This is a genomic window from Thermoanaerobacterium thermosaccharolyticum DSM 571 (assembly GCF_000145615.1).
Taxonomy (GTDB): Bacteria; Bacillota; Thermoanaerobacteria; order Thermoanaerobacterales; family Thermoanaerobacteraceae; genus Thermoanaerobacterium; species Thermoanaerobacterium thermosaccharolyticum.
This window is the reverse complement of the sequence record NC_014410.1, coordinates 215,284-237,152: the sequence shown is the minus strand read 5'-3', so window position 1 is coordinate 237,152 and position 21,869 is coordinate 215,284. Positions and strand designations below refer to the sequence as shown.

Genomic DNA, 21,869 nt, shown 5'->3' with positions numbered 1-21,869 from the left:
TTTTATATATATTAATTTTGATTTATATTTATGCATTAAACATTAAAAAAATAATATGAAATATGTATAAATAATACTTGATTTTTATATTTATTCACCGTTTTTATTATTATATCACCTTCTGAAATTTTTTCAAGTATTTTTCGTAAAAAAAATAGTTAAATTTTCATCCATTTATAGTAAAATATAATTAAGAAGTATTCCTTTGTCTGAAAACTGTTCAGGAGGTTTAATCATGGGAAAGAAAATAATAGGAATTGTACTTATATTGCTTGGGCTTATATACCTAAACGACAATCTGGGCTTACTGTCAAGATATGGAATAACATTGGATATGTCTAATATATGGCCTCTTTTCATATTGATCCCCGGAATAATGATGGAAGTAAGTTACTTTAAACAAAGAAAAAATCCCGAAATCTTAGTCCCCGGCGGAATACTTACATCAATGGGCATCATTTTTTACTTTGACATCTTCACAAACTGGATTTACTCTGAATACACATGGCCTCTATACATTCTATCTGTAGCAATAGGCCTCTTTCAGCTTTACATTATAAGCAGAGATTTAGTGCTAATAGGTCTAGTCATGGTCATAACCGCCGCTGTAATATTAAGCTATGTGTCCATTTTGTACAACCAATTCTCCATCGTATGGCTAAACCCAAACTTGATAATCTCAATAATGATAATTTTATTGGGACTTGCTTTAGTCATAAGAAGCCGGAGAAAATAGCATTATACAGAAAATGGCTGAAATGTAAGAATAATCAGAAATACAACACGCATAAATATAAATATGTAACATATAGCAAAGTTCTGAGACATTTAATAACACAATTTTTTCCCTTTTGATTGTGTAACACTTTTATGAGATCTTAATAAAAAATTTATGGAGATGAAGCAATCGTGCTTATTCATTAGCTCTGTCTATCTTTCATTTTTAACATAATAAATGCTGGGTTTTTTATAATTTACATATACAGTTAAGGACTTTCCTTCTTTGTCAATACCCTTTATTATCCAGTAAACTGGACAAGGAGATTTTTCCATAAGTTTTGGATCATCAAAAAATTTATCTAAATCAACTTCTAAATTTTTAAGCTCTTCTGATTTTACTTTAGTAATTTCCGTTTTTTCTTTAGCCACTTTCAAAGCTTCATTATCAGATATTCCACCAACCACATCTCCTTGTTTTTTTAGATTTGAACATCCTGTGAGAGCCAAAATAAGTAACATTGTCATTGTCCATTTTTTTGATATCATAAATGTCACCTTTTTATGGAATTTCTTTGCTGCTACTTTGTAAATAACCTATAGAAGTTATAACAATGCTTCCTTTAGATATCTAAAGTAACAAAACTTCCATTCAATCTAAAGTAATCCACTCTGATTTGCACTTTTCTCTTTTGACATACCACCACAGTATATTACCTGAAATATTTCCACCGCTTGTAATACCTGAATCTTTTAACTTCAATGTTTCATTCTTCTCTATTGAGTAAATATATAAACCATCACCGTTTGTATTCCATGAAATGAATTTATCATTAAGTGAACTATTCCAAACGCCAGTCATTCCCCAATTTACAATTGTCTTCTCTTCTTTTGTCTTTATATTGTATAATTTCAGAATAGAATCGCCTGAATTCCATACTATATATGGATATTTAATTGATGCACCGCTAACTCTTAATCCTTCATCTAATATTCTTTTCTCGTTATTTTTAAGATTTACAAGGACCAATTCCCCATTTCGCGCTAGTGCTTTCATATCGATTTTTCCAATATCATATACAATCCAATCCCCATCCAACCCTGGCTGTCCAAATTCTCCATCTTCAACATTTAATTTATCAATGATTTTATAAGTATTGTTTTCAATATCGTATAATTTGACAATTGCATTAACAGATTCTTTATCTTTTTCAAAAGCTGTCCAGACAATTTTTCCGTTAGATGCAGATATCAGCGCTCCTAACGAGGTAGGCGTTTCCGTTTTTACATCTGCAACTTTTCCCTTATCAATTTCTATGCGACGATTGTCATCTATATTCTGTGCATACAAAACCCAATCGCTTTTTGTCATATCGTTGCTGGATTCAACATACACGATCCAATTCCCCATGACTTTTGCATCATAAATATTTTTAGAAGCTCCAGCATTAATTTTAAGCATTATTGAGCCATCAGTTGAAGTGGCAAAAATGCTGTTGTCTACTTCAGGGTTGACCTGTAAAAACACTTTTCTGCCATCATCAAGCACAGCTATTGGATGTGCATTTTCGATTGATGAGGTTTTTTTAGCCTCTAGCTCATCAAGTATATTAACATTTGTTTTAGCAATAACTGTATTTTCATCATCTGAGTCTGTCTTTATACTTTTAATACTACAGCCACCAATTATTAAGATTATGATGATTAATAAACATATTTTTACTTTTTTCATAATAGCCTCCTAGACAAGGCAATCAATCCATGCCATTCACATTTGGAAAATAAACATCATTTTCGCCAATTAAAGTTTTCGCTTTTGGTACATTATATTTTGATACAACATTTCCTGCCGTATCAATTATTTCAATATCATTTATCGTTCTGTGCATAATCCCTATTAGTTTATCATCCTTCACAGCAAATATATACAATTCTGTCCCTTCAGCCTTATGCACTGGAATACCTATAAGCAAAATATCATTATAGCTTCCTAAAATATCTATATACTCGGGAAATTCGCCATTTAATGTCTCAGGTGCATATTTCTTTTGAAGGTCAGATATAATGTTCATCTTTTTGAATTCTACTTTTTCAGCATCTACCTTAATTGGATTAGTAAGAGTTCTTACGATAAAATTATCTCCGATAGTAGCTGTGTGATTAGCCAATGGCGGAAAGCTAGGTGATAGCTCGTTCCCTTTAACAGGACCAACTTCTTGCCATTTGATACTTTCTGTTGTTTTATCATACTTTAAAATAAATAATTTCCCACCACCTAATGTGAAACAAGGATAAAGCATTGCTGCACCATAACTTGTCTTAACTACCGATGTTACTGTTCCGCATTTTGTTGCTTCATGATTTTTGCCATCCTCTCCTTTAAAAGTATGAAGAGGAATTGTTATTTCTTTCTCGTCAGTCTTACCGTCATCTATTAATGTTAACTTATATCTATTTTCTTCATCGCTTTTTACCAATTTTACATCTTGCCCCCATATCGTCTTTGGTTCAAAATAAAAATCCGCTTTTTCAACAATGTTTTTGAATTTATCTGATGCTTCTAGATAAGAAGGCAAAACCGCATGCTTCTGTCCATCCCACATTATAGGGAATATCGTATATGATTCTTTATTTGTTATTATCTTTTGTGGAATTTTATATAGGTTTTCATTTGTTTCTTTTATTTTATTATTTATTACATTCCAGTAATATATATCCGCCTTAAAGCTTCCAGCATCATCATTTAAAACAACAAATGGCACTTCAGTATTATTTTTCACTGTCTCAGAACAGCCAGAGAATACAACAGACATAAGTAATAAAAATACAACAGCTAATGAAGTTCTAAACGATTTAATCACATTATCTACCTCCCAAATTTTCTTTTTTTCCCCTTCTACTTATATAAAAGCTAAATTCTTCTGGAAATATTCCACATCATAAAAATTAATTTTGTTATTTTTGTATATTATGCTCTTAACTTCCCATACCTCACCTCTATCATAAAATTAAAAATAATAAATTTTATTAATTATTCCTTAATTTCCTATTACAATCTTGTAACATAATCAATAAAATTTTTTACAAAAAAAAGCAACTGCCTTAATCGACAATTGCAAATCATTAAATCACATCGCAAAAAGCTCTTTTACTTCTTCTTCACTCAACTTAGTTATAAATGTTTCACCTGGGTTTATGACAGAATTTATCATCTCTTTTTTTCTCTCTTGCAGCTTTACAATTTTTTCTTCAATTGTACCTTGCGTTATTAACTTTATGACTTGTACTGTATTCACCTGCCCAATCCTGTGGGCTCTGTCTGTCGCTTGATCTTCTATCGCTGGATTCCACCACGGATCAAAGTGTATAACAGTATCCGCACCTACTAAGTTTAGTCCCGTTCCACCTGCTTTTAACGAAATCAAAAAGACATCCGAGTCACCTTCATTGAAGGCTTTGACTAATTCCCCTCTCTCTTTCGTTTTTGTATCTCCGTCTAAATACAAGTATGAAATTTTTTCTTTCTTTAAATTGTCTTCTATAAGCTTAAGCGCTGTCGTAAATTGAGAAAAAATCAGGGCCCTGTGTCCACTTTCTTTCAATTCTTGAATCAGTTCCATCAAAAGCTCCATCTTGCCACTGGTACCTTTGTAATTTTCTACAAACATTGATGGATGGCAGCATATCTGCCTTAACCTCGTTAAAGCAGTTATTATCTTTATCTGGCTTCTTTCGAAGCCTTTATTTCGTATCTCTTCCTCTATTTCAGTCTTTGCATTCTCCAGATACGCCATATAAAGCTCCTTTTGCTCTTTCGTAAGTTCAGCAAATGATGTGGTTTCTATCTTATTTGGTAACTCCTTCAAAACATCCTTTTTTAACCTTCGCAGTATAAATGGCCTTATATGTTTGCTTAAGTCATTAAGCGCCTCTTCATTTTTGTATCTTACAATTGGCTTCTCATACTTCTCCACAAATTTTCTGTGAGACAAAAGGTATCCAGGCATTAAGAAATCAAATATAGACCACAATTCAGTCAAAGAATTTTCTATAGGCGTACCAGTAAGCGCAAAATATCCTTTGGCTTTTATCCTTTTGACAGATTCTGCATTCTGAGACTTTGGATTTTTTATATGCTGCGCTTCATCTAAAATACAATAGCTAAATTCAATATTTTCATAGCTTTCTATATCCCTTCTGATCAACGGATATGAAGTTATGACGACGTCAGATTCCTCTATGCTTTTAATAAGACTTCCTCTTTCGCTTTTACTGCCAGATACCACTAAAGTCTTAAGAGTCGGTGCAAACCTTTGTATTTCACTTTCCCAATTATAGATAAGAGTTGTCGGACAGATGACTATTGCAGGTTCTTTATGCTTTTCTTTTTCATCCAGCAAAAATGCTATAGTCTGTATCGTCTTTCCTAATCCCATGTCATCTGCCAGTATTCCACCGAATCCATATGATGACAATGTTTTAAGCCATTTAAACCCGACTTCCTGATATTTTCGAAGGACTCCATTTAACTTCTTAGGCACTTCAAATTCAGTTTCCATTGGATTTTTTATGGTCTTAACTAAGCTATCTAATTTTTCATCTTTAGCAATCTTTAATCTATCACTTTCAAGTTTTTCATCGATATAAAGGGCTTTATATTTTGGAATCTTTACAATTTCTTTCTTTAAATCTTTGCTACTTAAGTCCAATGAATCAATGAAATTTGCGATTTTCACCAATTCATCATCAATAGGCAAAAAAGATCCATCAGGCAGTTTAAAAAATTTTTTCTTCATTTTTATCGAGTCAAATATCTTAGGAATGAGATCTCTATCTATATCATCAATAGAAAAGCTAAATTCCAACAAATCATCGTCTTGAATCCTAATGCTGCTGCTATACGATCTTTTGTAGAATTTCATCCTTTTAAATGATTCAGAATAGTACACATCAGCATATTTTTGAAGCACAGGCAAATAATTTGATACGAAGTTAAATATGGAGTCTTCATCATCTAAGTAAACCGATTTATCTTTTACCTTAAATTCACACTTTTCAAAGATATCCAATATGCGTTTTTCTGCAGCTTCGTCCCTAATTAAAATGCAGTCATGCATAATCTTCGTCTTTCCATCATCGTACAGATTTATGTTATACTCACCATAAGTAAAATTTATATCAGCGGTTATTCTTTCTCCTTCTTTATCGAGGTAAATTTTCGTAACAAGTGGTTCACTATAAAATTCCGATTTCACATCGTCATCGATCACGACGCTTCCTGCTTTATCTATATTCGGAAGTATTACTTCTGCAAACTTCTGTTTATCCTTCTCAGTGAATACAACGCTATTTGTATTATTAGTGATGTATACATTGTAAAATGGCGCTAAAGCAAAACGCTGCTTATCAGAAACCTTGTATATTTTCCCATCATACACAAAAAAATTACCTCTGCTGTCTAACGCCTTTACTTTTTCAATTCCCTCAACGGTAAGTCTAAGGTTTTTGTCGTTATTTGCTTTCTCAAGTTTGAAGCTAATAGGAAGATCATCAAAAACCACGTCTATATCATAATAAGTTTTTCCATCCAAAACTAAATTAAAGTGACTATCCTTCATAATTTCAATAAATTTTTCTAAATTCGATGGCGTAAGCCTTACACACTTTCCGGAAATAACCGAGTCGACTCTGTAATAAGAATTTTCAGTATTGATTTTGTCAATCTCGTATATCTCCCTCAAAAACCTTATAAGCTTCATATCTTCTTCTTTAAAAGTATTTACGCTTGGATCAAATGAAAATCCTTTGCCAAATTCAACGATCATTCCTTCATCAATATCGTCAAAAAACTTCTTTATGCTTTTAACTACGTACAATTTATCAATGCCCATTCTAAGGCTTAAAGATGTATTAAATTGATAAGATTCTAATGTAACCTCTATATTAACAGGCTGCTTTAATTCGTCAGGTATGTATTCCCTTTTTTCAAATTCTTCAAATAAATCATAAGCAACTTTGTTTTTTAGATTGTCCTCTATCTCAGCTTGATTATTTTTTATATACATTAAAACTGCTGCAATGTGTTTGCAATCACCGTCGTATCTAGATTTTGCTGGACATGTACAGCTTGTGTACAACTCACCGTGATACTTTTGTATCATCACCCTGTACAAAGATGTACCCATTACAAAAGCTTGAAATGCAGTACCATCTTTATTGTAGTTTAAATCATAAACTTTCCCGGATAAATAGTATTCAAGTCCTCTTCTATAAACAGCATCATCAGTACATCTTTTTTTAATGTCTGCATCGTTTATATAAATCATAATCATCATCCCAATTTCTATAAACTAACCATGTTTTTATTACTTTATTATATCAAATATCTTAAAAAAAGCATATAAAGAATTCACTTCTTTATATGCCGATAACAATAACTTAAACTTCTTTGAGTTTATTGCTTAAATCAATAAAGTGCTTAATCTCCTCATTCAAAAGTGTTATCACTATTCTCTTAGTTGCATCAAATTTAGCTTCTTTCACTATCTCATCATAGAAAAGAATAGAATCTTTTTCTGCTCTAATAGCCAACTCAATAGCGTCGTAAATGGTATCTACATTTTTAAGTACTTCTTCAACCAAATTTTCAGAAGGAAATACAGATGTCTTGTACAACATCGTCAAATAAATAGACGCTTCGATATCAAAATATGCACTGTCGTCTCCTTTCTTCTCATCCAAAAGTTTTCTATACAATTCTTCAAATTTCGATTTGTGTATCAGCTCTTCTCTTGCCATCTCATCAAAAAACTCTTTTATTTTTTTATCATTGGAAAATTTTTCTGAAGCCATAGTGTAAAATTCATAGCCTCTATCTTCTATGTCAATAGCAAGGCTTACAACTTCAAGATCTGTTAAATATTTTTTCTCTATTTCGCTTGACATAACAACACCTCTTCGAAAATTATTATTTCCTACAAACAATTTTATCATTACAAAATTTTCTAGTCAATCAAATTTATATATAGATGAATAAAATTTCTGATTAAAGGCAAAACAAATTAAGGTGATGTTATGTGGTATATTGTTTTTTCCATTTTTACAATTATATTAACAATTTTTTTAATCGATAAAAGAAAAATGAATATATTAATACCTGCATATTTTCTTTCATCAACTGTAGGTTATACATTAGATATGATTTTTGACGTGACATTAAAATACTACTATTACGTCGAACCACCTATTCCAAATGGAATATTATCATTTCTAATGGAAACATTAATAGGGCCACCATACGGAATGATTTTTATACAGTACCTTCCGAAGAATAGAAAAAGTTATATTTTATATCTGATTGTTTGGACTTTATTGCTAACCGCTATTGAAGCAGTATTTCATATAAAAGGGCTTTTGATCTACAATAGATGGAATTATTTCTATTCAATTATCACATATGTTTTTACATTGGCGGCTTTAACAGTGCAGAATAAATACTTGTCCTAAAGAATCGGCAGCATTAGTCCATATATATGAGTAATATATGAAAATAGTATACCCATTGTAGAACCTATTATGACGTCTGAAGGGTAGTGCAAGCCCATGTATATCCTAGAGAGGCTTACCAAAACCGCTAAGCTTACAAAAACAATAGTCAAATCAGGAAAGAAAAAAGAGAATGAAACTGCTAAAGAAAAAATAGCTGTTGCATGACCTGATGGAAAAGAGTAATCTCTAAGCAAATATTTAAATGTATTAGCTTCAGGTAATACCATATAAGGTCTAGGCCTAGTGCAAAGCCTTTTTAAAATCTGCACAACCAGATGACTGCTGGTCAACGTGGTAAGTGCTTGAACAGCAGAAATTTTAACGCTATTTTTCCCGAATAAAATCAGCAATAGGCAAGACAATATCGTAAAATACGGCCCACCAATATGAGTTATCTTTGGCATAATTTTATCAAGAGCTTTGCACTTTATCCTTTCATTAAGAAGATAAAATACGTTTCTGTCCTCCGCAATAATCAATTTCTTAACTCCCGACACGAAATGAAACCTCCTTACACCTTCAAAGCATCATTCTTTATATTATTTATAACTACGCTGCATACCTTGTCTGCTGAATTGTATATGCCAATTTCTTCCATGCGTTCCTTCATCTCATCTATTTTCTTCCTGTCAGATAAGAGATCTAATATCTTTTTGTCTAACTTTTCTATGTCTTTAATTCTTAAGGCAATCCTCTTTTTAAGCAAAAATTCAAGGTTACGCTCTTCTTGACCTGGAATAGGATCAAAAATAATCATAGGCAACTTTTTAGTTATCGCTTCTGTGACAGTTAGGCCACCACTTTTTGTTACAAGCACATCAGCCGCTTCCATAAATTCATGTACATTATCCACATGTCCATATACACTTACATTATCATCAGCAATTTCCTCAATTTTGGCTTTTAAATTTTTATTCAATCCACATATTACAGCAATCTGTAAATCTTTATGGCTTTGTATGACATTAACAGCCTTTTTAATATTTCCAAGTCCAAGCCCACCACCCATTACAAGTATAAATGGCTTATCTACAACAAATCCTAATTTTTGCCTCACCTCAAATTTATCTTTCTTAACATAAAACTCCTCATCAATAGGTATTCCCGTAACATATATTTTATCATCAGAAACACCCATAAGATTCATCTGATTTTTCATTTCACTCGAACCTACAAAATATCCGTCAATTTGATGATGAATCCAATATGCATGGACATCGTAATCAGTCAAAATAGCATATATAGGTATATTAAGATCTCTCTTCACGTGAGACAAAATAGAGCAAGAAAAAGGATGTGTACATATTACTGCATCAGGTTTTAGATTTAATACATAATCTTTGATAAAGGTATAAACCGATATGCCTATCAGTTTATTTATACGTCTCTCTATTTTATCTCTCTCCATTTCGTAAAGATATCCCCATAATTCAGGTGTCAATTTTAATGTCTTTAGGTAAATTCGAGTCGTCAAATACGAAAGACTGGGAAACTTCTCTCCAAGTGGATTTTCTACAAACACTTCAACATTATCTCTTTTTTCAAATGCTTTTTTTAATGCCATTGCAGTCCTTTTATGCCCAGTCCCTATATCTTCATAAAGTATTAAAATCTTTATTTTATCCATTTTAAAGACCCTCGCAATCACTATATTGATTATCTCATCCAAAAATTAAATTTGGATTAAAGTTTAATTAAAAATGCGTTAAAATAGTGTTATCAATATAGTTTATTTTCATTTGCTATCTAATATTATACCATCAAAATCAATTTATTGTATAAGATTTATTAAAACCCTCTTCCGTTAAGAAGAGGGTTTTAATAAATCTTTTTTAAGCTAAAGCTTTTTTCTTTATTATCTCAATTGCATTTCTCACTTGTGGAATAATAGAAACCATAAAGCAAATTAAAACCTCCACACCTACTAGTATCCCATTTACAAGAAGTGAATAGACGACAGGATTCATGCCTTTAGGTGCATAGCTGGCGAAGAAAAAGACACCTGATAGAAAATGTGAGAAAAACCTGCCAAAACCACCAACTAAAACGCCAAAGCTTAAGTTTTTCTTAAAAAACCCTGCAAGCCCTAATGCGCCAAATGCCAGAGGATAATCTAAAAGCAGCTGTATCCAGTGTACTACAAATGGGTCTTGTATCAACTGCAGCATGCCGTAAGCCATTCCTACTAAAATACCAGGACCTGCTCCATAATAGTATGCAAAGACGAACAAAGGAAGCATGCTAGCAGGTGTTATAGAGCCACCTTGTGGCCAGTGGTAAAACCTTATATAGGACAAAACAAACGATATTGCTATTGCTAAACCTCCGTATACCAGCATTTTGGCATTAAACTTGACGCTGTTTCTTAAGATGTAAAGCAAAAACGCAGCAAACAAAATTGCTATTATAACTGATAGTGTAGCAGGTTTTATTTTGGAAAAATCAGAAAAAACGCTGATGATATAGGACATAAAAATAACCTCCTTTTTTTGAGGCTATGTACCGCTTAAAACAAAAAAACCGCAATACAAATGCGGTCTTTTGCCGCATTCCCTTCGTAGGTATTAACCTAATCAGGTTCTAGGGGTTTGGCATCTGCCATCTCAGCTAAAAGCACCCCCAGCGGACATAGTCTATTTATTAATTTATTATCTAATTATAATAAAATTACTTTTTAAATGCAATACCTTCGTGCTCAAGCAAAAATGCTTTTACATTAAGTCCTCCACCAAAACCCTTCAATGTCATATCAGAGCCAATAACCCTATGACAAGGTATAACGATAGGTATCGGATTTTTATTGAGAGCATTTCCAACAGCTCGTGAAGCATTTGGCTTACCTATTCTTTTTGCAATTTCGCCGTATGTAGCATAAAAACCGTACGGAATCTTCATAAGCTCTTTCCAGACTGATTTTTGAAAATCTGTTCCTTTTATGTCCAGCTTTATTTTGAATTCCCTCAATCGTCCGTCAAAATACAATTTAAGTTGCTTTTTACAGCTATCTATAAACTCATTCGTTCCTCTATCACATTTCATGTGCTTATCATTTGGAAAATCTATCCTCATTATGCCATTTTCACTTGAATATATCGTCAGCTTTCCAATGGGTGTATCTAGATAATCATACAACACTTTATCACATCCTGGGCTTTTAAATAATGTGCTATTTAATCTTTATTTCTGCATCAGCGTCGTCATCGACATCGTCATCAGCAAATTCATCATCAAAGTCATCAACTAATTCAGATTCTGATTTGCCGAAGGATGCTATTTTTGCCAGACTTCTCTCTATTGAGTCGATCTTTTTCATTTTTTTCAATGAATAAGTTATATAAAATACCAAAAAGATGACTGATACAATTGGTGTAGCTAATACTGCAAAATACTGAAGAAAAAGCATAAAAGCACTGGTCTGTGAAACCATCCTTGACACTCCCTTCTATAATAAATATTCATTTATAATTATTTCATAAGTAAAACCACAAAACAAGCGCTTTAAAAAATATTTTTATATTAAAAAAAGAAGAAGATTTCATCTTCCTCTTTTTTATACAGCATCTTTAAAATATTTTCTTACATCTTTTAGATAATCAATTATTGTCAAATGTTGAGGACATTTTGTCTCGCACTCTCCGCACTCCACACAAGAACTAGCTTTTCCCTCATTTAAATTATTATAATTTCTAAGCGACTCGTTGTAATTGTTGTACATGTGTGATTCATTGTAAATTGCAAAATTCTTAGGTATATTGACACCATTTGGACACGGCATACAGTAGTTGCAAGCAGTACAACCAACAGGTGAAAGCTTCTTATATGTCTCCCTCACTTTATTAACAAGGTTTACCTCGTCTTCAGATAAACCATTGGCTCTTGACCTTGAGGCACTCTCTATATTTTGCTTTACCTGTTCCATCGTACTCATTCCGCTTAAAACAAGCGATACCTCTGGATGATTCCACACCCACTGCAAAGCCCATTCCGCCGGCGTCCTTTTTACACTTGCGCTATTCCAAAGCTCTTTGATGGCCTCTGGTGGGTCTCCAGCAAGCTTACCCCCTCTTATTGGTTCCATTATAATTACGCCTAAGCCTTTTGATGCAGCATACTTAAGTCCCTTTAAACCTGCCTGGTTGTTTATATCCATGTAATTATACTGTATCTGGCAAAAATCCCATTTATCATAATCATCGATTATGCCTTTAAAAACGTTGTATTCATCATGGAATGAAAAACCTATGAATTTGACTTTTCCTTCTTTCTTAACCTTTTCCATCCAGCTAAATACATCAAGCCTTTTGTATTTTTCCCATCTCTCTTTGTCAAGTGCATGTAAAAGATAAAAGTCAATATAATCAACGTCAAGCTTTTTTAACTGTTCATTTAGGTATTTATCCATATCCTCCTTCTCATTAATCAGCCATGACGGAAGTTTTGTCGCCAAATACGTCTTTTCTCTGTAACCATCTTTTAAAGCTTTACCTACCACAATTTCACTTTGCCCTTCATGATATGGATATGCAGTATCAACGTAATTCACACCGTTATCAATGGCATATCTTATCATTTTTATCGCTTCAGCTTCATCTATTTTGCTATAGTCACCACTTATAATAGGAAGCCTCATAGCTCCAAAGCCAAGTGCTGATACTTCTACTCCAGTCTTACCAAAAACCCTGTATTGCATACAACCCCTCCGTATCATTAAAATTTAAATTTCTTATTTGATTATAGCATCAATAGATTAAATAACAAAATTTAAACCTCAATATGTATATTGCTTTAATATTTCATTAGTGATAACCTTATAATTAAAATCTATCTAATTAAGATTGGAGGTAACCAAATGGGATACATCGATTTAAGAAGCGATACCGTTACATTGCCAACTCAGGAAATGAGAGATGCAATGTACAAAGCTGAAGTAGGCGATGATGTTTACGGCGAAGATCCAACGGTGAAAAGGCTAGAAGAGATGGCTGCAAATATAATGGGAAAAGAAGATGCTATGTTTGTAACAAGCGGCACACAGGGAAATCAAGTATCGGTCATGACACATACGCATCATGGAGATGAGATAATACTAGAAGAAAGATGTCATATTATCACATATGAAGTAGGCGGAATAGGATACCTGTCAGGTGTACAAGTTAAAACTATACGTGGAATAAACGGCATTATGGACCCTAAAGATATTCTGAATGCAATAAGAATGGAAGACATCCACTATCCAAAAACAAGTCTCATTTGCCTTGAGAATACTCACAACAGAGCAGGTGGCACAGTTACACCTCTAAGCAATATGAAGGAAGTCTATCAGATAGCGAAAGAACACGATATACCGATTCATTTAGACGGTGCAAGAATATTTAACGCTGCTACATATCTTAATGTGGATGTAAAAGAAATTGCAAGGTACGCCGACAGTGTAATGTTTTGTCTGTCAAAAGGTCTTTGCGCACCTGTAGGGTCAATCGTAACAGGCAGCAAGGAATTCATAAAAAAAGCCAGAAAATATCGCAAAATGCTTGGCGGCGGGCTAAGACAAGCGGGAATATTAGCTGCTGCAGGAATTGTGGCACTTGAAAAAATGACAAAGAGATTATCTGAAGACCATGAAAATGCTAGGCTCTTAGCAGAAGGTCTAAACAGCATTAAAGGTATAAAAGTAGATATGTCAACCGTACAAACAAATATCGTCATGTCAGATATATCTGCAACAGGTCTTACCGGAGCACAATTATCATCAAAACTTTTAGACTACGGTATTAAAGTCAATGGTGCTGGCGACTACAACGTAAGATTCGTCACACATTATTACATCAAAAAAGACGATATAAATAAAGTTCTTCATGCGATTAATACAATAGTAAAAGAGCAATAAAACTATTGCTCTTTTTACTTACTATTTATCCTCAATATCATCATCATCGTGAAGCTGTAATGGCATAGTAGCTACAACTATGTGCTTGTGTTTTAGCAGTTCTTTTTCTATATATACTCTCGTTTTATTATGAAGTATGTTGTGCCACCTTTTCCTAACTACAAACTGTGGTAAAATTACCGTAATCATATCACCTTTCTTGTAGTTGTATTCTTCAGATTCTATGAATTTTAAAAGTGGTTCTACAATCCTCCTAAATGGTGAATATTTAACAATCAACGGTATATCTGTATCTAATAATGCATACCTCCTTTTAATTTTCTCGCCGCTTTCTTCATCAATCGAAACATTAAACGCTATTACATGATCTGAAATCGTCCTGGCGTATCTAAGTGCTCTTATGCTAGCTTTATTTACGCTTTCAATAGGGACTATCACTCTGTTACGATAGTGATTCTCAGAAATTTTAATACTTTGCAAATCTTCTGGGCTAACACGAAGCTGTTTTGCAACAGCTCTATAATGTTTGTTTATCTTTAGCATCATAAATACCAAAACAGGTATTACTATAATTACGATCCAAGCGCCTTCTCTAAACTTCGTGATGCCTACTATTATTACAACTATTGCAGTCACAATAGCACCTGTACCGTTTATAATAGTTTTTATAAGCCAGTTTTTGCTTTTGGTTGTTATCCATCTTTTTGCCATTCCCGTCTGAGAAAGAGTAAATGATATAAAGACTCCAATGGCATATAATCCTATGAGTGATGTCACATTGGCCTTAAAAACTACTATTAGAATTGTTGCAAGGACTGACAGTAAAATTATGCCATTTGAATAGCTGAGCCTATCTCCTCTCTTATTAAGCTGCCGCGGCATGTGTCCTTCTTTTGCCATGATGGCAAGTAAAAGAGGAAATCCTGAATAAGCAGTATTTGACGCCATCACTAATATAATAAAAGTTGTAGCAGTAATATAATAAAACATGAAACCTCTACCAAATATATAATCGGCTAATTTTATGATAACAGCTCTATCTCCTGCTACGATGTGATACATGCTTATAAGAATTGATATACCGCCGAAAGAAATCAAAACTATTGAAGACAGCAAAATTAAAACCGCAATTGCCTTTTTCACAGACGGTTCTTTGAAATTTGGCACTGCATTGCTTACAGCTTCAACACCTGTTAAAGCAGAACAGCCGTTTGAAAATGCCCTTAAAAGCAAAAATAGTGTAACTGGTTCAACTGTTTTTAAAGGTGTAGTAGGTGGAGTATATCCTCCTTTTATTTTTACTATGCCAGCTATAAGCATAGCAATTATTCCAAAAACAAAAGCATACGTCGGAATACCAAAAATTCTGGATGATTCGCGTATACCTCTTAAATTTCCTATCATTAGAATTAATATGATAAAAATACATATAAGTATTGAATAAGGTTTTAAAAATAAAAATGCAGATGTTATTTGGTCAACACCTGATGATACACTAACTGCTACTGTCAAAATATAATCGACAGATAGTGCAGCACCAGCCACCACCCCGGCAATCGTGCCTAAATTGTCAGATGCAACAACATAAGCTCCCCCTCCATTTGGATAATTCTCAATAGTCTGTATGTATGAAAACGTCAATATCAATAGTAAGCTAATGATAGCTGCTGAAATATACAATAAGTTTCTATATGCTAGTATACCTACAGCTGGAAGTAAAACTAATAAAATCTCCTCACCAGCATAAGCTACAGAAGAAATCGCATCGCTGGACAATATGGGAAGTCCCCATATTACGCCGTATTTTTCACTTTTAATAGCCTTGTTTGTCAGTGGTCTACCTATTAAAGCTCTCTTTAGCCTATTAAACATTGTAACGCCTCCGCTTATTAATAATATTAGATTATATATCATTATTAATTATTTATCAATATCAAATAATCTATATAGTTTCCTGATTTCTACTGTCTTTCTTCTCTATACTTATCCATAACGTGAGAAAATATCTCCGCATTTGTAGGAGGTGTGTATGATATGGCATTTGCACCAGCCTCTATAGTCTCCATAATAGTATCATCTGTCGGCCCTCCCGTTGCAATTATTGGTATATTAGGACATATGTCTCTTACCTTTTTTACAATTTGTGGAGTTTTCTTGGCGCCAGAAACATTTAGTATCGTTGCGCCAGCGTCGATACGGCCCTTTATATCTTCAGCTTCTGAAACAATCGTAACGATGATAGGTATGTCAATGGTAGCTCTTATCTTTTTTATTATTTCATTTGCTGTAGGAGCATTCACCACAACGCCCATAGCGCCTTGAAATTCCGCATCAAGTGCAAGGTTAACGACCCTTTTCCCTTGAGTCAATCCTCCACCGACACCACTAAAAACGGGAATATCCGATGCCATTATTATAGCATGCGTAATCACAGGCTGCGGTGTAAAAGGATAAACAGCCAATATAGCATTTGCATTAGTATTTCTTATTATAGCAATATCCGTGGTAAATAGCAGTGATTTTATCACTTTACCATGAATCTTTATGCCCGAAACATTTTGTATAACCTCCGGAACTCTGATCATTTTCTGCCTTAATGGAGATACAATTTCAGGTATTGATAAATTATCCAATATATCACCCTCCAAATATAAATTAGCTTTTTAAGTGCATTATGTAGTATACCACAATTCATGATATCAATAAATGGCGAACAAATTTTTTATTTCTTTCCATTTAAATAATAAATGGCAATTTGAGTTCTGTGCTGAAGAGAAGTTTTATCAAGTATCGCCGATATATAGTTTTTTACCGTCCCTTCTGAAATATAACCCGCAGACAATATTTATAGCTGTGCTTTTACCTGCGCCGTTAGGCCCTAAAAATCCATATATCTCTCCTTCTTCGATCTCTAGGTTTATGTTGTCAAGTGCCACTACATCCCCAAATCTTTTAGTCAATCCTTCAATTCTTACGGCTTTCATAATCAATCTCCTTTCATCTTATCTTACAATATCATAATATAAGAAATGGTAAATTCTTTGTAGTACACAAAGTCATTACTTCATATGACTTAAGTCATAATTAATCAAAAAAAGAGACGGCTTATAACCGTCTCCTTAAGATTTATATTTCAAAAGGCCCGTAATGATCTTCGCTTTAGCCTATATAAATCTTTGCACACCTGTATTAAATCAATACTTATGACTTAATACAAGCATCTCAAAACCTATATAGACCTGTGCTCGACTATTATAAATACCTTAGAAACCTAATATAATCTCTCGACTATATTAGACCTCCAGTCTAAGTACAACATTAAGCTATACATTTGACCTGCGGAATTTATAATAGTCTTAGCTCGACTATAATACATCTCTTTTAACCTTATATTAATCCATGCGACTAATATAAAGCCTTACAAGACATATTATAATCTGCCCGCCGACTGATATTGGACCACTAGATCCAATATCAGTCTTTGGCCGACCATTTAAGAACTTTCGTCCTTAAATGATCTTGGCTCAACCATTACGAACCTTACGTTATTATATTATCCCGATTTTGCTTTATTATACTTTTAAAACATTAGGAAATTACAGGAAGTTTTGAATTTGATTTTATTTATAATTTAATGCAATAACCTCTGATTTGCCTTCCAAATCGTCTTTTTTGATTTCAATCTCATTTGACTGAATCTTTTGTCCACCAGCCATCCTTAAAAAGTTATCAACAGTTTCAATAGGCAAATTAACATTACTGGTCCTATAGTGCATTGCAATAGTCAATTTTGGCTTAAGCTGTTCTATTACTTTAACCGCCTGTCTATCATCAATTGTGTAGTACCCGCCAACCGGTATCATCAGTACATCAATATCACCTATTTCTTTTAGCATGTCATCCGTTAGTATATGTCCAAGATCGCCTGCATGGCATACTTTGATGTTATCAGCATTTATCACGAATACGATGTTCTTACCTCTTTTCGCGCCATGTTCATCATCATGAAATGTACTAATACCTTTTATGTGGACACCATCAATGTCATGTTGTCCTGGTGTATTTACAATTTTGAAATCTCCTCTTACAGCCTTAAAATAATTGTGATCAAAATGCGAATGTGATGATGTGACAATGTCCGCTTCTGTGTCAGGCAGCGGGTATCCTACGGTTTGGTCAAATGGATCTGTGACTATCCTTATACCGCTATCTAACGTTATTTTAAAACACGAATGTCCAAAATATCTTATTTTCATATTAACACCTCCTATTCCATATTATAACACATTAATCTATTTTGTATTAAAATCATTGGCTCTTTCCATAGCATTCGCATAAATTTCCTCAGGGTAGCCTAACCTCCATAAAAATTTTAGGCGGATAATCCGCCTCTACATTTTCTCCGGTGCTGTTATTTTTAACATATCAAGTACATTCTTTATTACAATTCTTGTTGAATCTATTAAGACGATTCTCGCTTTCATCAATTCTTCATCAACACCCCTGACTCTACAGCTATTGTAAAATGTGTGGAATAAAGATGCAACGTCTAATATATACCTAGTTATTCTGTGTGGCGCCATTGTCTTTGCTGCTATAGTAACTTCCTCAGGCAAGTATGCTAACTTTTTAATTAAATCAATTTCTGCTTCTTCATTTAACAAGTTTAAATCAACATCTTTTAAATCATCTGTGTTTATTCCGTCATCTTTTAACTGCCTTATTATGGAGCATATTCTAGCATGGGCGTATTGAACGTAAAACACAGGATTTTCATTTGATTGCTCTACTGCCAAGTCCATGTCAAAGTCGACAGCGCTATCGGCTGAACGCATATTAAAGAAGAATCTGGCGGCATCTTTGCCAACCTCATCTATCAAATCTCTCAGTGTCACCATTTTTCCTGTCCTCTTGGACATTTTTACGACTTCTTTGCCCTTCATAAGCCTTACAAGCTGCATCAAAAGCACATCAAGCTTGTCAGGATCTATGCCTAAAGCCTTCATTGCACCTTTCATCGGAGCTACATGTCCATGGTGATCAGCGCCCCATATATCTATGACCCAGTCAAATCCACGCTTTACAAATTTATTTTTGTGATATGCTATATCTGATGCTAAGTATGTGGGATATCCATTTGCTCTGACTAATACATCGTCTTTTTCAGCTCCAAAAAGCGTCTCTTTAAACCAAAGGGCTCCGTCCTTTTCATATGTATATCCTTTTTCTTTTAGTTCATCTATAACTGATTCCACCTCGCCGCTTTCATGAAGTGTATTTTCAGAGAACCACACGTCATATTCTATGCCATAAGCCTCTAAGTCCTCCTTTAACTTTTCTATGTTCTTTTTGAGGCCATATTGAACTAGTGCTTTTCTCCTATCTTCTGGAGCAGCATCTTTGTACTTATCGCCGTATAATTCCAAAAATTCTTTGGCTCTTTCAATTATGTCATCTCCGTGGTAACCGCCCTCTGGTACTTCAGCATGTTCACCAAGCAATTCTAAATACCTAGCTTCCAATGACAGTCCAAATTTCTCTATTTGGTTTCCTGCATCATTTATATAAAACTCTCTTGTCACGTCATACCCTGCATAGTCAAGTATTGATGATAGTGCATCCCCTAATGCACCGCCTCTTGCGTTTCCCATATGCATAGGTCCTGTGGGATTTGCAGAGACAAATTCCACTTGCACCTTTTTACCATTTCCTATGTTGACTCTGCCATAATCACTACCTTTCCTCTTTATAAGCTTCAATGCTTCAACTTTATAATCTTCACTTAGGTAGAAGTTCATAAATCCAGGGCCAGCAATTTCAACTTTGTCTATCAAAGTCCCTTTAAGCTTAAGCCCATCTTTTATTATTTCAGCAATCTTTCTAGGTGGCATCTTTGCCGATTTTGCCATTACCATCGCCGTATTTATAGATAAATCACCGAATTGTTTTTCCTTTGGCTCTTCTATTTCTATAGACGGCATATCTTCTATATTTAAAAGACCACTTTTTATTGCTTTTTCTATAGAATTTGTAACTATTTCAGTTATTTCACTTTTTACCTTTTGTACAATATTATCCAAATTAATTAACCTCCCGCACCGTTAAATATAATTCATTATCGCTTACTACCTTTTCATCTAAATCGACTGCATATTTAAGCTTTAGTTCTCCACCATTTTCTGTAAAACATACATTTATTTCGTCAGACTTAACTCCCAGCATTATATTTCCATATGGAGTCATGTAGCTGGACTCATGCCTTATATCCTTTTCAAATATCATCTTTGATTGGTTGTCTCCAAACCTCATCAAGACAACTGAATCTTCCCCTACTTTCAATGTAGTCGTAGTTTTATCTAAACCGGAAAGCTCAGACTCCTCATACTTTATATAGTAGTATTCGCCTTTTTTCAAAAATTCTCCTTCTGTTATAAGCTCTATCGTATCAGTCTCATTTTGTGCATTCCTTTGAGTCCCTTTTACTGTAATTAAAGCTTTCTTCAAGCTAAACTCCCCTTTTACCAGTTTGTACATTTCTCTTTATTGGCAGATAAAGCCAATTGGATCAGGTCATCGATTAATTTGCTATACGGTTTCCCTGATGCTTCCCAAAGCTTCGGATACATGCTAATTTTCGTGAATCCAGGTATAGTATTCAATTCATTTAGGTAAACTTTACCGGTATTTTTGTCCATCAAAAAGTCAACCCTTGCCATTCCTCTTACGTCCAATGCAATATATGCTTTAATCGCTAACTCTCTTATCTCTTCCATCTTAACATCTGGTATAGGTGCTGGTATAAAAAGCTTCGATGCTTCATCGAAATATTTCGCATCGTAATCGTAAAATTCATGTGCCGGGACTATCTCACCAGCAATAGATGCCTCAGGATTATCATTGCCTAGAACTGAGCACTCAATCTCCCTTGCATCTATTCCTTCTTCTATAATAATTTTTCTATCATACTTTGACGCCAATTTCAAGCCATCCATCAGTTCATTTTCATTGTGAACCTTCGTTATACCTACGCTTGAGCCCATATTTGCAGGTTTTACAAAGCACGGATATCCAATCTCTGATACTCTTCTTCGTATTTCTTCGTAATTATCTACATTATTTAACTCTTTTCTATACACAACTGTAAATTTAGGCGTAGGTATTCCAGCCTCTAAAAAAATCCTCTTTGAAAAAACTTTGTCCATGCATAAGGATGATGACAGTACATTTGGACCCACGTACGGCATCTCTAAAAGCTCTAAAAGACCCTGAACTGTTCCATCTTCTCCATTAGGACCGTGAAGTACAGGAAAAACGACATCAATTGGGTAAAATTCGTACCTACTGTCTTTAAAAGCCAGAATTCCTTTGTATTTAGTCGATGGCCCTATCAAAGCAGGTACAGCATCTTTCTCCCACTCGCCTGTAGCTATTTTCTCAATATCTCCGTTGTACAAATACCATTCGCCCTTCTTAGTTATGCCTACCATATATACATCATATTTATCTCTATCAATGTTATTTATTATCGAAGTCGCTGAAACCCTTGACACTTCATGCTCTCCAGATTGTCCCCCAAACAAAACAGCCACTTTTAGCTTTTCCATAAAAGAATTCATTCCTTTCAAATGGTATACATATAATTATGTAATATGCATTAATTATATTCTAACCTTTTAAAAGGCGGGATTCAAGCTTATTTTAAATTAAAAGGCCAGAG

The 21,869-nt window shown here is 33.9% G+C and carries 21 protein-coding genes and 1 riboswitch; of the genes, 3 read left to right on the top strand and 18 right to left on the bottom strand.

All coding sequences use genetic code 11. The features are described from left to right. Positions 1-235: 235 nt before the first annotated feature. Complete coding sequence (locus tag TTHE_RS01185) at positions 236-736, top strand: LiaF transmembrane domain-containing protein (protein WP_013296793.1); 501 nt, start codon at positions 236-238, stop codon at positions 734-736. A gap of 194 nt (positions 737-930) precedes the next feature. Here the strand turns inward: TTHE_RS01185 and TTHE_RS01180 are convergent, their stop codons facing one another. From TTHE_RS01180 to TTHE_RS01160, 5 genes are all read right to left on the bottom strand, one after another. Further along, positions 931-1,266, bottom strand: a complete 336-nt coding sequence (locus TTHE_RS01180; RefSeq protein ID WP_013296792.1) for a hypothetical protein — start codon at positions 1,264-1,266, stop codon at positions 931-933. A gap of 103 nt (positions 1,267-1,369) precedes the next feature. After that, positions 1,370-2,449 (bottom strand): hypothetical protein, encoded by a 1,080-nt coding sequence (locus TTHE_RS01175; RefSeq protein WP_013296791.1) that lies wholly within the window; start codon positions 2,447-2,449, stop codon positions 1,370-1,372. A 22-nt stretch (positions 2,450-2,471) separates the two neighbouring features. Then, the gene (locus tag TTHE_RS01170) at positions 2,472-3,578 is read right to left on the bottom strand and encodes a hypothetical protein (RefSeq protein ID WP_013296790.1); all 1,107 of its coding nucleotides are present in this window, start codon (positions 3,576-3,578) and stop codon (positions 2,472-2,474) included. 267 nt (positions 3,579-3,845) lie between these two features. After that, positions 3,846-7,043: a DEAD/DEAH box helicase gene (locus tag TTHE_RS01165; RefSeq protein ID WP_013296789.1), complete on the bottom strand. Its 3,198-nt coding sequence runs from the start codon at positions 7,041-7,043 to the stop codon at positions 3,846-3,848. 112 nt (positions 7,044-7,155) lie between these two features. Further along, the gene (locus TTHE_RS01160) at positions 7,156-7,662 is read right to left on the bottom strand and encodes a ferritin-like domain-containing protein (protein ID WP_013296788.1); all 507 of its coding nucleotides are present in this window, start codon (positions 7,660-7,662) and stop codon (positions 7,156-7,158) included. Between the two features lie 195 nt (positions 7,663-7,857). Between TTHE_RS01160 and TTHE_RS01155 the strand changes: the two genes are divergently transcribed. Then, positions 7,858-8,223, top strand: coding sequence for a CBO0543 family protein (locus TTHE_RS01155; RefSeq protein WP_231292697.1), 366 nt, complete (start codon positions 7,858-7,860; stop codon positions 8,221-8,223). Here the strand turns inward: TTHE_RS01155 and TTHE_RS01150 are convergent. From TTHE_RS01150 to TTHE_RS01125, 6 genes are all read right to left on the bottom strand, one after another. Beyond that, a complete protein-coding gene (locus tag TTHE_RS01150; RefSeq protein WP_013296786.1) occupies positions 8,220-8,762 on the bottom strand; it encodes a phosphatase PAP2 family protein in 543 nt (180 codons plus the stop codon). The genes TTHE_RS01155 and TTHE_RS01150 overlap by 4 nt on opposite strands. 14 nt (positions 8,763-8,776) lie before the next feature. Beyond that, the gene (locus TTHE_RS01145) at positions 8,777-9,892 is read right to left on the bottom strand and encodes an MGDG synthase family glycosyltransferase (RefSeq protein ID WP_013296785.1); all 1,116 of its coding nucleotides are present in this window, start codon (positions 9,890-9,892) and stop codon (positions 8,777-8,779) included. Between the two features lie 205 nt (positions 9,893-10,097). Next, a complete protein-coding gene (thiT, locus tag TTHE_RS01140; RefSeq protein WP_013296784.1) occupies positions 10,098-10,736 on the bottom strand; it encodes an energy-coupled thiamine transporter ThiT in 639 nt (212 codons plus the stop codon). A 61-nt stretch (positions 10,737-10,797) separates the two neighbouring features. Continuing rightward, a riboswitch (TPP riboswitch) is annotated at positions 10,798-10,896 on the bottom strand. Between the two features lie 36 nt (positions 10,897-10,932). Continuing rightward, entirely contained in the window at positions 10,933-11,400 is a 468-nt protein-coding gene (locus TTHE_RS01135) for a methylated-DNA--[protein]-cysteine S-methyltransferase (RefSeq protein ID WP_013296783.1), read from the bottom strand. Positions 11,401-11,431: 31 nt separating this feature from the next. Continuing rightward, positions 11,432-11,692: a hypothetical protein gene (locus TTHE_RS01130; protein WP_013296782.1), complete on the bottom strand. Its 261-nt coding sequence runs from the start codon at positions 11,690-11,692 to the stop codon at positions 11,432-11,434. Positions 11,693-11,815: 123 nt separating this feature from the next. Beyond that, a complete protein-coding gene (locus TTHE_RS01125) occupies positions 11,816-12,955 on the bottom strand; it encodes an aldo/keto reductase (protein ID WP_013296781.1) in 1,140 nt (379 codons plus the stop codon). 159 nt (positions 12,956-13,114) lie between these two features. On the opposite strand from TTHE_RS01125, the gene ltaE reads away from it, so the two are divergent. Continuing rightward, positions 13,115-14,152: a low-specificity L-threonine aldolase gene (gene ltaE, locus TTHE_RS01120; protein ID WP_013296780.1), complete on the top strand. Its 1,038-nt coding sequence runs from the start codon at positions 13,115-13,117 to the stop codon at positions 14,150-14,152. A gap of 21 nt (positions 14,153-14,173) precedes the next feature. On the opposite strand, the gene TTHE_RS01115 is transcribed toward ltaE, so the two are convergent. The 7 genes from TTHE_RS01115 to TTHE_RS01085 all read right to left on the bottom strand — a co-directional run bounded on the left by TTHE_RS01115 (position 14,174) and on the right by TTHE_RS01085 (position 21,756). Further along, positions 14,174-16,024, bottom strand: coding sequence for an APC family permease (locus TTHE_RS01115; protein WP_013296779.1), 1,851 nt, complete (start codon positions 16,022-16,024; stop codon positions 14,174-14,176). An 89-nt stretch (positions 16,025-16,113) separates the two neighbouring features. Then, entirely contained in the window at positions 16,114-16,737 is a 624-nt protein-coding gene (locus TTHE_RS01110; protein ID WP_416318187.1) for a beta/alpha barrel domain-containing protein, read from the bottom strand. Between the two features lie 198 nt (positions 16,738-16,935). Further along, on the bottom strand, positions 16,936-17,136 hold the full coding sequence (locus TTHE_RS01105; RefSeq protein WP_013296777.1) for an ATP-binding cassette domain-containing protein: 201 nt from the start codon (positions 17,134-17,136) through the stop codon (positions 16,936-16,938). A gap of 636 nt (positions 17,137-17,772) precedes the next feature. Further along, positions 17,773-18,408: an MBL fold metallo-hydrolase gene (locus TTHE_RS01100; protein WP_013296776.1), complete on the bottom strand. Its 636-nt coding sequence runs from the start codon at positions 18,406-18,408 to the stop codon at positions 17,773-17,775. A 135-nt stretch (positions 18,409-18,543) separates the two neighbouring features. Continuing rightward, positions 18,544-20,232 carry an arginine--tRNA ligase gene (gene argS / locus TTHE_RS01095; protein ID WP_013296775.1) on the bottom strand — a complete coding sequence of 563 codons (1,689 nt, stop codon included), beginning with the start codon at positions 20,230-20,232 and terminating at the stop codon, positions 18,544-18,546. Between the two features lies 1 nt (position 20,233). Further along, complete coding sequence (locus tag TTHE_RS01090; protein WP_013296774.1) at positions 20,234-20,656, bottom strand: YwiB family protein; 423 nt, start codon at positions 20,654-20,656, stop codon at positions 20,234-20,236. A gap of 14 nt (positions 20,657-20,670) precedes the next feature. Then, entirely contained in the window at positions 20,671-21,756 is a 1,086-nt protein-coding gene (locus tag TTHE_RS01085; protein WP_013296773.1) for a D-alanine--D-alanine ligase family protein, read from the bottom strand. Between the last annotated feature and the right edge of the window lie 113 nt (positions 21,757-21,869).